This is a genomic window from Nocardia spongicola, assembly GCF_047200775.1.
Taxonomy (GTDB): domain Bacteria; phylum Actinomycetota; class Actinomycetes; order Mycobacteriales; family Mycobacteriaceae; genus Nocardia.
Map to the genome: position 1 here is coordinate 115,664 of NZ_JBJZOO010000004.1, position 13,695 is coordinate 129,358.

The 13,695-nt window shown below is 63.8% G+C and carries 8 protein-coding genes; 3 read left to right on the forward strand and 5 right to left on the reverse strand.

Going from position 1 to position 13,695, the window contains the following annotated elements; all coding sequences use genetic code 11:
• Positions 1–306: 306 nt before the first annotated feature.
• A complete protein-coding gene (locus ACL02S_RS10660) occupies positions 307–1,770 on the reverse strand; it encodes an MDR family MFS transporter (RefSeq protein ID WP_412802201.1) in 1,464 nt (487 codons plus the stop codon).
• Between the two features lie 752 nt (positions 1,771–2,522).
• On the opposite strand from ACL02S_RS10660, the gene ACL02S_RS10665 reads away from it, so the two are divergent.
• The gene (locus tag ACL02S_RS10665) at positions 2,523–3,758 is read left to right on the forward strand and encodes a lipase family protein (protein ID WP_412802202.1); all 1,236 of its coding nucleotides are present in this window, start codon (positions 2,523–2,525) and stop codon (positions 3,756–3,758) included.
• A gap of 198 nt (positions 3,759–3,956) precedes the next feature.
• On the opposite strand, the gene ACL02S_RS10670 is transcribed toward ACL02S_RS10665, so the two are convergent.
• Positions 3,957–5,555, reverse strand: coding sequence for a serine/threonine-protein kinase (locus ACL02S_RS10670; RefSeq protein ID WP_412802203.1), 1,599 nt, complete (start codon positions 5,553–5,555; stop codon positions 3,957–3,959).
• A gap of 188 nt (positions 5,556–5,743) precedes the next feature.
• Between ACL02S_RS10670 and ACL02S_RS10675 the strand changes: the two genes are divergently transcribed.
• A complete protein-coding gene (locus ACL02S_RS10675; RefSeq protein ID WP_412802204.1) occupies positions 5,744–7,189 on the forward strand; it encodes an ATP-binding protein in 1,446 nt (481 codons plus the stop codon).
• Positions 7,190–7,229: 40 nt separating this feature from the next.
• On the opposite strand, the gene ACL02S_RS10680 is transcribed toward ACL02S_RS10675, so the two are convergent.
• The 3 genes from ACL02S_RS10680 to ACL02S_RS10690 all read right to left on the reverse strand — a co-directional run bounded on the left by ACL02S_RS10680 (position 7,230) and on the right by ACL02S_RS10690 (position 12,693).
• Positions 7,230–8,729: an AAA family ATPase gene (locus tag ACL02S_RS10680; protein ID WP_412802205.1), complete on the reverse strand. Its 1,500-nt coding sequence runs from the start codon at positions 8,727–8,729 to the stop codon at positions 7,230–7,232.
• An 83-nt stretch (positions 8,730–8,812) separates the two neighbouring features.
• Positions 8,813–11,539 (reverse strand): hypothetical protein, encoded by a 2,727-nt coding sequence (locus ACL02S_RS10685; protein WP_412802206.1) that lies wholly within the window; start codon positions 11,537–11,539, stop codon positions 8,813–8,815.
• Positions 11,540–11,655: 116 nt separating this feature from the next.
• Positions 11,656–12,693 (reverse strand): DUF5655 domain-containing protein, encoded by a 1,038-nt coding sequence (locus ACL02S_RS10690; protein ID WP_412802207.1) that lies wholly within the window; start codon positions 12,691–12,693, stop codon positions 11,656–11,658.
• 493 nt (positions 12,694–13,186) lie between these two features.
• Here ACL02S_RS10690 and ACL02S_RS10695 point away from each other — a divergent pair, with 493 nt between their 5' ends.
• Positions 13,187–13,582 (forward strand): hypothetical protein, encoded by a 396-nt coding sequence (locus ACL02S_RS10695; protein WP_412802208.1) that lies wholly within the window; start codon positions 13,187–13,189, stop codon positions 13,580–13,582.
• Positions 13,583–13,695 lie beyond the last annotated feature (113 nt).

Sequence of the window (13,695 nt, forward strand, 5' to 3'; positions counted from 1 at the left end):
TCGGCCTCCAGCCGATACACAGACCGGGTAGATATGGCTCACAACACAGGTAAGAGCGTCGACCGATGCACAGCAGCTCGCGCACTTCCAACCGAGCAAACCAGCCGCCGCGCCGGATCCGGCCTCCGCGCCTGATCCGCGCACAGTTGCATCGACAAGTCTTCGGCCCACACGTAATGCTCGGCTGGGTACCCCAGCCGAGCATTACGTAATCTGCCGATCATTCAGAGATAAGCGGTGTCGGCCCCTTGAAGCCGCTGTCCGGGCTGCCTGGATCTCAGCGGGCTTCGTCGTACCGAATCCCGTTCAGCTCTCGAGCAACTCCGGGGCCGCGGCCTCATGGTCCGCTACCGCTTCCGCAGTAGCGGTCCGGCTCGGCAACAGCATCGCCATGGCGACCATGATCAGTGCCAGGCCCGCGGAGATGAGGAAGGCCAAGCGCATGCCGTCGAGGTCGGCGGCGACAGAGTCGGCGCCTTCGGCGAGAAGGGTAGTACTGCGGGTCGACATCACCGTCACCACCAATGCGGTACCGAAAGCCGCGGCGACCTGCTGCAGGGTGCCGAGCATCGAGCTGCCGTGCGAGTACAGCTGCTGCGGCAGCGCGCCGAGACCGAGAGTGAAGACCGGGGTGAAGGTCGCGGCCAGCGACACCATCAGCAGCACATGCAAGGCCAGCAGCTGCCAGTACGGCATGGTCATCGAAATCCGGGTGAACCCGGCCAAAGCCATGGCGATCCCGATCGACCCTGGAACCACCAGCACCCGCCCACCGAAGCGGTCGAACAAGCGCCCGACGGTCGGCCCGAGCAGGCCCATCGCCAACCCGCCCGGCATCACCAGCAAACCGGTCTGCAAGGGGCTCAGACCACGCAGATTCTGCAGGTACAACGGCAGCAAGATCATCGACCCGAGCATCGCCATGAACGCCACCGACATCAGTACCAGCGCCTTCGCATAGGTAGCCGACTGCAGAACCCGCAGATCCAGCAATGGAGTACCGGTGCGCTGCAGACGCAACTGCCGGAACACGAACACCGCGATGAAGGCAGAACCCGCGGCGATCATCAAGGCAGGGCTGGTGAAATCGCCGCTTTCGAACCGGCTGAGTCCGAACACCAGTCCACCGAATCCGAGCGCGGCCAAGGCCACACTGGCCGTATCGATCACCCCGGCCTGCGGTTCACCGATGTCCTCCAGCCTGCGCAGGCCCAGCCAGGTGATCACCGCGGCGATCGGCAGCACCAGCACGAAAAGCCAACGCCACGAACCGACTTGCAGTACCACCCCGGACAGCACCGGCCCCAGTGCCGGCGCCACCGAGATGGCCAGGGTGACATTGCCCATCACCCGGCCGCGGTCGTGTTCGGGCACCACTGTCATCAGTGTGGTCATCAGCAGCGGCATCATCACCGCGGTGCCGCCCGCTTGGATGATCCGCCCGAGGAGCAGCACCACGAACGACGGTGCGACAGCCGACAGCGCGGTACCGGCCAGGAAGACTGCCATCGCCGCGGTATACGCCTGTCTGGTCGTCACGCGCTGCAGGAACCAGCCGGTGGTCGGAATGACCGCCGCCATCGTCAGCATGAACGCGGTGGATACCCACTGCGCCGCGCGCTCGGTGACCTCGAGGTCGGCCATCAGCCGTGGGATCGCGTTGATCATGATGGTCTCGTTCAAGATCACCACGAAAGTCGCGAGTACCAGCACCCTGATGACAGTCGGTGTCCGCCCTTTCGAAGCAAGAGCGGATGGTTCGGCAGTCATCGGGTACCTCCGGATCATGGGGTGTTGACAAGGTGTGTGGTCCGTCGCCGGGCCACCGGATCGCGTCTCGGCGCCACAGCGATCGAGACGGAAACTCATCGAGCGCGGGTCAGTATTCCGGTCGGCACCGACACAGATCATCCGATTTTCTCGCCGATCAGCCGGCAGCCCATCCGGAAATGGCTGTTCAGCATCTTCGCCGACCAGTTGCCGATACCGATTTGTGAGTCTGATCACTCACCTCGGTCGACATCGCCGAAGGGGATATTCCGGACACTGCCGCACTTGCCATCACCCGCATCGCATGAGCCGCCACCGCCCAGCTCGTTCGGCATCTTCTGCCCGAAACGGGAAACCGGGTTGAACTCTTGATTTGCGAAATATTTGCCACAGCACCGACTCCGGCTTGGTACCGTGATCATCAGCGACCGGAAGCTGTCTGTATGCCTGCTTCTAGTTTTCAACCGGATATGTGCGAGGCCCGTATGATCGATGTAAGCAACATTCACGTTTGCGCCCGCCAGAGCGCCGCAGGGCGTACTTTGCGAGTATTCTCCGGCAACTTCCACTCCCCGGAAGGGACGGTTTCCCGCAGGCGACATCAACTGGGCAGCACTACGGCCGCAGCAGTCAAGCCCCCTTGGGATGTGTCGCTGTGTATTTGCCAGTGATCGTGTGCTGGGCATCGAGCTCGTCGGTCCGCCGAATCCAGCGGACTACGAACTACCCATGGAGGTCTAGGAGGTCAGGTCGTGACTCGTCGGTTTCCTCTTTCTCTCGGCGGCAGAAGCAATAGGTGGGCCCGGCTCCTCGCTGCGCTCGGCAGCGGCGTGGCACTCGGGCTGTCGGCAACAACGGCGACCGCGGAACCGCTCTATCCGTGGCCCGATCCGGATCCCTTCTACTCCGCTCCGACGGATCTAGCGGCGCATCAGCCCGGTGATGTACTCAATGCGCGGCCACTGCCGCCATTACCGGTATTCCCCGGCGCGAGCGTCACGCTGGTGCAATTCCGCTCCAGCAACTCGAACGGCGTACCCATCGCGGCGACCACCACGGTCGTCACCCCCGCAGGTCATCGGCCGGACGCGCCACTGCTGTCGTATCAGCACTTCATCAACGCGCTCGGTACCGGCTGCGCGGTATCGCATCTGCTGTACTCCGGCGATACCAACCTGCTCGCGACCGTACCCATGCTGAACGCAGTGCTCGCGCAGGGTTGGAGTGTGGCACTGCCGGATCATCTCGGCCCCTACTTCGCGCTGGGAGCCGCGCGATTGGGTGGCCATATCGTGTTGGACGGTGTCCGGGCCGTGAAACGAATGCCCGAACTCGCCGCACAGAACAGCCGAGTAGTGCTGGCAGGCTACTCCGGCGGCGGTCTGGCCAGTGGGTGGGCTGCCGCGCTGCAGCCGACATACGCACCGGAACTGGAGCTCGCGGGTGCGGCCGTCGGCGGCACCCCCATGAACATGGAGACAATGGCCGATGTGCTCGGCTTCGAACCACACCCGGCCTTCGGGCTGGCGATGGCAGCGGCGATCGGCCTGGAACGGGAATACCCGAATCGGCTGCCGGTGAGCACGTACCTCAACGAGCGTGGCCACGAAATCGGCAATGCCATGGCCAACAGCTGTACCGCCGAGATCCTCAGCATCGGCACCGGCGGCAGCGCCCGCGAGTTCATGAATGGCGACTCGATCATCGACTTCGATGCCGCTCGGGTGATCTTGCGGGAGAACAGCCTGGCACTCTACGACGGAGCGCCGAGAACACCGGTGTTCGAATGGCATTCCCCGACCGACAGCCTGATTCCGCTCGATGCGATCGATCAGACCAATCGCCGCTGGTGCGCTGCCGGAGTGCCGGTGCAGACGCTGCAGGTACCACCCTCCGATCATCTGACCGGGGCGGTGCTCGGTGCCCCCGAGGTGCTGATGTGGATGGAAGGCCGGGTGCGCGGCGAGCCGGCGCCTAGCACCTGCTGAGCAGGATCAGGCCCGCTCCGGACGCGGAGCATCGCTACAGCGGTATCAGCGAGCCGGAAAGGGCGATCCGATTCAGGTCTCTGACCAGCGAGTTATCCTCGCTGGTCAGAGACCGTCCACTACTTCCCTTGCACGGGATGCCTGCTCACGAATACGTGGTACTGCCAGAGCTTCACAGCCGACCGGCGGTCAAGCGGCTCATCGCTCGCGCGGCATCAGCTCCACCACCGAGCCATCGATATCGGCGGCCAGATAGGCACCGCCGTAGTCGTCGGCCAGATACACCAGCACCGTCGGTTTATCATCGTTGAAGACCCAGGCCGGGTCGACGATGAGGTAGCGAGAGGTTGGCTCGGGGATACCGAGTTCGTCCTCAGCCGTCTGGAAGAGTGCCGGGAGAGCGCTCCACTCGATCGAGCGCAAGTTCACCGTCTCCGTCTCGGTGAGTTCCCCGCCGGGGCCGACATGTTCGACTTCGCCGTCACGGTAAGTGAATTCGTCGTACAGAGTCGGCTGATCCTTCAACGGCGCACCGGTGTCGACGAAAGTCGGGTAGACCGTTGTTTCAGTGAACTGCTGTCCGCCGGTGACCTGTTCGAGAGCGGTGATCGCGCGCAGGATGCCGTCCGGGGTGAGCAGATCACCGACCTGCGGTGTGTTCGGGGAGGTGGACTCGGAAGACGGCTGGACGGAGAAGGTCGGTGCGCTGGACGACTCACCCGAGCCGGCAGACGCGCTCGAATCGAACGAACCGCCGGCCGTCACGCTCGTCTCGGCGCCTCGAGGCCACAATGCGAGCGCTGCGACCACCGTAACGCAGACCACGACCGTGAGAACCGCCGCGATCCACAGCCTTCGCGACGGACCAGCCGGCCCGGTGCGCGGAGCCGACAGCGAATGAACGGATGGTCCCGATGGTCCCGATGGCATCATCGGTGCCGACAGTCCCGGCTGGACCGCAGGAATACCCCTTGACCCCGACGATTCGGCGAATGCCTGGGACAGCATCCGGTCCACATACTCGACCGGTGGCCTGTGGTCCGGGTCGGGTACCAGTACAGCTCGCAGGACCGGCGTCAGCGGTCCCGCCCGCTGAGGCGCAGGCACCTCACCCGCCATGACAGCCGCCAGCGTAGCGACCGACGTCTCGCGGCGCAGCGGGTGATATCCCTCCACCGCGACGTACAACAACAGCCCCAGCGACCACAGATCCGAGGACGGATGACCCTCGACACCACCGAGTCGTTCCGGCGCGACATAATCCAGCGAGCCGATAACACTTCCGGTGGAGGTGAGTCCTTCCAGCCCGTCGATCGCCGCGATCCCGAAATCGGTCAGCACCGGCGAACCGTCCTCGCGTATGAGCACATTCGCCGGTTTGATGTCACGGTGTAGCACGCCTGCCGCATGTGCGGCACGCAGGCCAGCGAGAATCCCCAAGCCGACCCGTGCCGTCCATCCCGGGGCCATCGGCCCGGCCTCGAGGTAATCGGCGAGCGATCGACCCCGCACCAACTCCATGACGATCCACGGATGGGTTTCCGCGGGCGAATCCACAATGTGATGGATCGCCACCACATTCGGGTGCCGGATTCGGGCCAGCGCCCGTGCCTCCCGCAATACCCGCTCGCGCTGCACACTGGCCGCACCGTTCGGCTCGGCCGCCCGCACCTCCTTCAGCGCCACCTCACGATGTAAGGCGACGTCGTACGCTCGCCACACCGTCCCCATACCGCCACTACCGAGCGGCTCGATCAACTCGAAACGCCCGTCGACCATCGTCCGCCCGGAACTCACCGCGCAAGCCTATGACTTGCGCGGCACCGACGCGAGAGCCGACCGCGAATGGCCGGGACGGTTCACTCGGAACCCTGCGGCACGGCATTCGAGGCCTACTGCTGTAGGCCGGAATCAGGTAAAAGTATATGTAGATTCTATCTACATAGATAGAATCTACATAGATTGGAATCCTATTAGGAGCGCCAATGGCATCAGGGTTCGTGGGCCGGAATGTCGAGCTGGGACTGCTGCGGACTCGCTTACAGCGTGTCGCGGAGTCTCGCAGGGGTGTCGCCGTTGCGATCAGAGGTCGCAGGCAGGTCGGAAAATCGCGGCTGGTCCAGGAGTTCTGCGATATGGCGGAAGTGCCGTATCTGTACTTCACCGCGACCAAGGGGATGCCGGTCGCCGAATCGCTCGCGATGTTCCTGGCGGAGTTGAAGAGATCAGAGATCGCACCTGACCCGGAAACCCTCCCCGAGGAGATCGGCGGCGGCTGGACCGACGCATTCCGGCTGCTGACGGCCGCGCTCGACGATACGCCGACCATTATCGTGATCGACGAACTGCCTTGGCTGGCCGAACAAGACCCGGTTTTCGATGGCGCGCTGCAGACAGCATGGGACAGGTTGCTGCAGCAACGCCCGGTCTTACTGCTGCTCCTCGGCAGCGACATCCACATGATGGAACGACTTACCGCCTACGACCGCCCGTTCTACGGACGAGCCGATAACCTCGTCCTCGATCCGCTCAACCCGGCCGACGTCGGTTGCGCGCTCGGACTCGACCCGGCCGAGAGCATCGACGCGCATCTGATCACCGGCGGACTCCCCGGCATCTTGCGCAACTGGCCACCTGGACTGTCGCCGCTCGAGTTCGTGCGACGAGAATGCGGCGACCCCGCCGCGCCACTGTTCGGCGTCCCCGAGTCCACCCTCCTCGCCGAATTCCCCGCACCTGATCAAGCGCGCCGCGTCCTCGAAGCGATCGGCGGCGGGGAACGGACCCATGCCACTATCGCGGCCACGGCGGGAAGCCGCAGCGGCGCATTGCCCTCCGGATCGCTCTCTCCGCTACTGCACCGTCTTTCGGCAGAAAAGAGGGTCTTGTCAGTCGCACAGCCGTTGTCGGTCAAACCCGGAAAGCCTGCGCTCCACCGAGTCGCGGACAGCAACCTGCGGCTCTACCTCGCCGTCCTACGCTCGGTTCATGACCTGGTTCGACGGGGTCGCGGCGACGCGGCCTACGAGTTGTTCGCTCGGCGCTGGAGCTCCTGGCGCGGCAAAGCCGTAGCACCACTCGTACGAGAAGCACTCGAACTGACCGCGCTTGTGGGAGCACTGCCGTGGAAAGACGTCACTGCGGTCGGCGGCTGGTGGAACCGCGCCTTCAACCCCGAGATAGATCTCATCGGCGCCGACCGCTCCCCTGTCGCCGATCGGGTGCTCTTCGCCGGAGCGATCAAATGGCTCTCCACCCCGTTCGATCGCCACGATCTCGCCGATCTCAGTCGCGGAGTCGCCAGCGTTCCCGGCTTTGTCCCACACGAAACAGCGATGGTCATCGTGTCGTTAGCCGATATCGAGCCCTCCCTCGCCGACACCGTCGACCTGGTGTGGAACGCCACCGATGTACTCGCTGCATGGAGCTGAGGCAGCCTATAGACGCGAAACCGCGGAGCACGCCCTTACTTCACGACTTCACCGAGTTCAGGGTGCCACGGGCGAATGTCTCCAGTATCCGTTGATGGGTCTGCCGGGGCAGATGTCGAGTACCCGGCTCGCCGTGCGGCGTTCCAGGGCGCGCAGGCACTTCCCCGAGGAGCTGATCGAGTCCGGGCCGCGTGACCAGTAACAGTCCGTGAGTGGCGCGGGTACAGGTAACGGCCAATCGACCGAACGCCGAATTGAATTCGTCGAGCTCAGCGGCGGAGTTCAGCGGGTGGATCGCGACGGTGATGCCATTCGTTTGCCCCTGCCACGAGTCGACCGTCGACGCCACGATATCGGTCTCGGCGAGCGAATGCTTCGCGCGTAATCGCTCGACGACGTCTGTCGCATCGTCCACCGCCTGATTCCGGGTCGCCAGGATCGCGATCAATGGATCGCCTGGGTTATCGCCCGGCCGACGAGTAAGTGTGTCCCCGGTCCTGGTCCCGGTCTCGTCGTACTTCGCTTGCTCGAGCGAAAACCCGGCTGCGAGTAGCTCATCGAGCAGCGATTCGACCACCTCGAGCAGCGGCAGATCGATATCCGCCGCCTCCGGGTCCGGTAGACCAGCGACCTCGAGCAAAGTCGGCACGCCGGTGCCCACCTGCCGCCAGATCTCCGCCGCCGTCGCGGACAGCCCCGCCGCGACCAGGGCCCGATCGCCAGGGGCTGCCACACAGTTGAGCTCATCCCACTCGGGGTAGAACGCCCGCCACAGGTCGAGGTGACCGGCGGCAGGTCGCCACACCGCTGGCAGCTCCGCCGACCATGTGCGCTCGTCTTGGTCGAAGTCGGTGGGCCACGCGCGATAGGGGTTGTAGCCTCGGTCGCCGCGCCACGGATTCGCACCGACCTCCAGTGGTGGCAGTTGCCCGACATCGCCGACACCGACCGTGATCGGCGCCGCCTTGGCGACCTTGTCGAACAGATAGTGCGGAAGCTGCCACGCCTCGTCGACGAACAACACGTCGAAGGCGAAGCTGTCATGGCAGGCCGGGCCGAGGTGGTCCTGCAATCTGTTCAGTTCGCCGATCGCCCCGAGCTTATGGGATGTCGAGATGACCACCGCGCATTCAGGCGGGATATCCGAGGTGGTCGTGGCCACGGTCGCGTTCACCTCGGCTTCCTCAGGAACATCGGCCAACCGATCCTTGGCGACGAACAAGCACACCTTGTCTTTGCCGAGGGTTCGTCCGAGCGATGCCGCCAGCGGATGGATCTGTTTGTTGGTGAACGCGACGATGGCGACCCGCGAACACTCCGGCTGCTCGACAGCATCAGCTACCAATCGCTGCAGCACGAACGACTTTCCCGCCCCGGCAGCCGCTTTGAGCAGGATGCGGTCCAAGGGCGCTGCGTCGGAGAGCGCATTCCGTAATGCCTCGACCGCCTGTTCGGCGACCGCCGCATTGCCTGCCGCGGCAAGGGCGTGATGAACGCGCTCGGTGCGCAGGTGCTTCGGTTGCGAGAATTCGATCATCATCAGGAATTCGCCTTGGATATCCCGCCGTTCTCGGTGGGGAGGAAAGGCGGTCGGGTGTGTCGTCGCATGGCAGTACCCCTTCCTTAATCGAGGTCGTCCATCGTCACGTCGTCGGGCGGTGTTGTCGGTGGCGCGGCGGCCGAGTTCCCTGTTGGCGCCCCGTCCGGCGCCACCTCGAACGCGTCCCCGTCCACGAGCGGTGGCCACACCTGCGGGTTGAGTTCGCCGCGAGCCCGGCGGTCGGCAAGTTGGTCGGCCCAGTCTGCCTCGGCGCTCTCGTGCGGGCGACAGCAGTACTGATGATCATCGGGATCGTCGACGTAGGAATCGCTACCGCACGTCACTTTCGGTGCCGACACTCCATCGGCTGCCGGCCTGGTGACATTGAGGAATTTATGGCTCTTGTTGGTCGAGAACCACACGAAATCCGCGACGACAAGCCGATCACCGACCGATACCCGCGGAACATGCACGGGTGCCCACTCGAACCGGCGCGGCGTGTCGTCGATGCCGGACAGCGGGCCGATCGACAACCCAGCGAACTTGAAACTGCCTTTCTGCGCGGTGACTTCGATGTCAGAGTGCTCGACACACGCATCCTCATCGATGTGTAGCAGCACGATCCTGGCCCCGTCACCGATCCGACGTGACTCGACATCAAGCACAATCGGGTCCACCTGAACAACAGTCGCGCAGGCGATCTCTCTGGTGCCCGCCGCGGTGGCCAGATCCCAAGCAGCTCGCGGATTAGCCAACGCGAGCAGTTGCGCCTGACATCTGCGGTCGCTTTCGATAACCGGAACGAGCGAGTTGCGCCAGTGGCGGTAGGTCCGCCCGAACCGCACCAGATCCGATGCGTGCAGCGCCAGCCTGCGCCGCCACACTGTCTGGGCGTCACTCTCGATCGCCCGGTGCACCTCGCGCAGCCGCGAGTTCGGCACGGCATCCAGCACAGCCAAGGCACGCTCGAGGATCGCGCATTTGTATCGGAGTTCTTCGGTCACGAGCGCGTGGTATCTCGCAGGCTCCGCGGGCCCGTCCGCCGGATTCCGACCGGACTTCGTTCCCGTCAGGGCTCGGTAGATGGCATCCGATCGGCGGTTCGTCAGTCGCGCACCCGGGGTGTGCTCGCAGGATTCGATCCGGTCCTCGAACTCTCGTGGATTCAAGCGCCGAGCGGTCATGGACTCGGCCCAGCCCACCAGATAGTCCAAGCGGAGAGAAGCGACGGCAGGGCCCCCGGCGATCACGTGTTGTGCCAGCGCCGCCCGGACATCGACGATCGGCGAGCGAAGGGTGAGCGCCCTGGCGCGATCCTCCTCCAACAGGAACGACACGGCGGTCCGGCTGGTCTCGGGTAGTTCGGGTGGGATCTGCGCCTGCTCACCATTGAAAGTCAATGGCGTACGCCCCATCTGACGGTCACGCTCCCAGCGCAACCTACTGAGCTCGATACCTGCCAAATTGTCGGCGATCGAAGCGAGAACATCGGCTGTCGACTCGTCCGGGACAACGATATGGATCGGGCTCGGCGTGTCCCTGTTCGCCGCCCGCTGCTCGGTCATCGCCTTGGTCAGTTCGCATCCGAGCAGGTGCATGACGTCGTAGCGGGTTTGCGGTGACGACTGAGTGTCGCTGAAAACAGTGAGCTGCCACGGTTCGCGGCCCTTCGCGGTAACGCGCTGCATGGCGATCCCGTGAATACCGAGCGCAGCGGCATCGGACTTGGCGATCACGACATTGACCGTGCCAGGCAGGCCCGCCGAGTCCACACGGCGCTGGCCAGTCGGCTGCGCGATCCCGTCCCGCGTCGCGATCACATTCGCCACGATCGATGCCGGAGCCCGGCCGAGTACGCCGGTGCCGTCGACGATCCCGATCACATGGGGACGAACATCCGCGGCGATCCCGAGCTCGACCAGCAGATCGGCAGGGGTGCCCGAGGTACGGAGCTCATTGCGGCAGTAGGAGAACAACGTGCACGTTGTACAGGTCGCCGGATCGAACATCGCCCGCAGGTGAGCGACGTACCTACTGAGATCTTCCGTTTCACCGAACGCCTGCCGCGCAGCCTCACGACGCCGCTCCGCCACCCGCATCCGCACCTCGGCCCGATGGTCGTCGAGCAACTCGACCAAGGCCTCCGGCTGCAGGAACGCATTGCGCGGGACCGTGAGCACACCGTGCGAATGCACCGACATTCCGTTCGGCAGCCGCGACCAGGCAGCGGCGGACTCCGCACCGAGAGCCACCTGGAGAAACCCCTTCAGCAACCTGGTGTCCTCGATACGGGAGCGCAATCGTTCGTAATCCTTGGCATCACCGAGGATCAGCCACGACCCCTCACCACCGACCGTGGCGGCTACCACCGCGAAGTCGGGCCTGACATCGGTGGCCTGTTCCCCCTCGAAGCCGGCGAAGGGGACGGCCAGTCCGTGCATCAAGGTCGCCGCGCCCGCCGTGACCGCGCGCGTATGGGCAGCGCCGAGCAGCATGGCCGTCCGGTCCACATTCGTTCGCGCGTCGACGGTTACGACTTCGGTGGGACGAGCCAAACCCAGTCGCCCGACAGCGGTGGTGGCGATTTCGCTCGCGAAATTCTCATCGCGCACCAACCGCTCGAAGATCATCGCCCGTATCCACCGCGCCTCGGGGATACGGCCGGAATCGTCGGCGAAACCGATATCGGCGGCGAGCTTCCGGCGCGTACGTCCGAGGACGAGCGGATCGGTTCCACGGAACCGCGCGCACGCGGCATGCGCTGAGGCGGCGACGGCGCTCGTACCGCCTCCGACCGATTTGCTCGGCACATGAACCCCCTGCTGGATATCGCGTGATCCGACTGTTCGCTGAGTCTGGCACATGTAGCTGCCGTTGCCCGACAATAACGAAGTTCCGAGTCGAGGGCTTGTGGCGGATTCGGCTCTCAGCTCGCGTCGTAGCTCGCTCGTAGCAGTTTCTCCGCCTTGGCGAGGTCGTCCGAGTTCTTCAGGCGAAGTTCGAGGCTGCCGGTACCGAAATGCCCGATGTTGCGCACATCCCGGGAGAACCCCGGCTCCAGTCGCACGGAGTCCGGGTCGACCTTCAAGTACACCAGCAACGTCCGGTTGTGCGGATGGACCTCGACGCAGGCGAAATTCTTCAGACGCTTGTATGCAAAATAGAGCTTGCGAGTTGTCTTTTGAACATCGTCGCCGAACGACATCAGCTGTGCGTCGAGATCTGCGTAGAGGTTCCTGAGCGATTCGGTTGCCTTCGCCAGGCGGTCGTCCATCGTCGGCTCATCAGCCGCTGATCCTGCCGAGGTCGTGTGCGCTACAGATCTGCTGTTGACCGCGGTCAACAGCTCCAGTGCCAGAAGCTCACCATTGAAGTCGCGGTATCGGACGAGTTCGATGTTGTGGTTGTTCTGCTCCACGGCATGCTCGTCGTATCGCGTGAAATCTCCAGCGACGCAGACAAGCCGCGGACTGGTCCAATCGATTTGCTTCGCGACCTCTGTGCCGAGTCTATCCATCACGAGCAGTTTGAATTCCGCCTGATGATCGAGCAGCCAGTCCATATAGAACAGACCCTGGTTGATCACGTTCTCATCGCGTGCCCGCTTGTACTCGAAGATCACCGGCGAACCCGTGTCATCGATACCCAACGAATCGATCCGACCACGATGCTTGGGTCCTGTCGAGTACTCCGAAGCCAGAAACCGAACGCCGAAAAGAGCTTCCATATTGGCCTCGATGGCACTCTGCAGGTGACGCTCCAAAGCAACTGAGCTGCCGGATAACTCGGTCGCACGACCGTCTACAAGCCGGAACAGTTTGAGATCACTCATAGACGACATGATCCACCCCGTGCAATCCGCGAGCAGCAGGAGCCCGGCTACGGAGAGGAAGCGGCGTTCAGTCGCATCGACGGCGCGGATGCCGTGTCCGCGCGCCTGTGGTTTCCGGGGTTCGAAAATCACCGAGATTCACGCGTGGGCCTGGATCTGGTTCTTAGAAAATCGTCGCTGCAGCTTTCTGGGCATGAAATGTCTCGATGCCCGCCCTGTCAGTCGAGGGACCGACCGCAGCCAAATCGAGCAACAGGACGGTTGTCGTGGACGACCCGAGCAGCAGCCGTGACCGCCACACCCCAAAGTTTTTGCGCAGCAAGGTCGATCGAGCCGCCGAGTTCCAGCTGACCGGCGGTATCGGTGCGGACGGGCGTCGGCTTCCCCGATCGACCGGCAAAAGTACGGAGCATCGGCCTCGTGCTCATGATCCTCGGCCTTGGTGATCACCGTTCGCAGGTTGGATTACCGACTTGCAATGCGCGTTCGGTGCACCCCACTGAGGCATGCCGTTGAATACTGAGGTCGTGAAGAAGATTGCCCATGCTCATGCGAAGAGGGGGAGCAAGCAGTAGATGTCGCGCGGCTTGCGGTAGCCGAGGCTGCACAGCCGATCGAAACCGCCATGTCGGCCGCCGATCATGCATTCGCGATCGAACTCGTATCGGTCATCCCGTTGGTTGGCGGACGCAATCTTCGCGAACCCTTGCCGGATGTTGTACAGCGGTTGGTATCAACCCCGGTTCGCTCTATTCGGCTGATCAGACCCACCTCCCGTTGGCCCCAACTGTTACACGCCTCAGTACAGGCAATGAAGCCGCAGCACAGGCGATCCGATCCCTTACCGACATATGAGGAGATCTGTGCATTAACGGAGGCAATCGAAGCGCACCTCGGAACAGCCCGAACCGCCGCGCAAGTGGAACTGGTGCCGGAAAGCTACTACGCGAACCCCTTGGAGCACTATGTGCTGTTCTCGCAGTCGCACGCGGCCCTCCTCGAGCTGGCAGCGACCGACTGACAGCCCCGCACCTACCGATGAACGACCGCCATTCAACAGCATGAGGGGTACACCGTGATCCGAGAGTCGTCGTACCCCCTGAGTATCAGGCCGATTTGCTGTGAACCAGTGGA

Bases quoted from the DNA above. Each gene is read 5' to 3' on its own strand.
- ACL02S_RS10660 (WP_412802201.1), bottom strand. From the start codon at position 1,770: ATGACTGCCGAACCATCCGCTCTTGCTTCGAAAGGGCGGACACCGACT.
- ACL02S_RS10675 (WP_412802204.1), top strand. From the start codon at position 5,744: ATGGCATCAGGGTTCGTGGGCCGGAATGTCGAGCTGGGACTGCTGCGG.
- ACL02S_RS10680 (WP_412802205.1), bottom strand. From the start codon at position 8,729: ATGATGATCGAATTCTCGCAACCGAAGCACCTGCGCACCGAGCGCGTT.
- ACL02S_RS10695 (WP_412802208.1), top strand. From the start codon at position 13,187: ATGTCGGCCGCCGATCATGCATTCGCGATCGAACTCGTATCGGTCATC.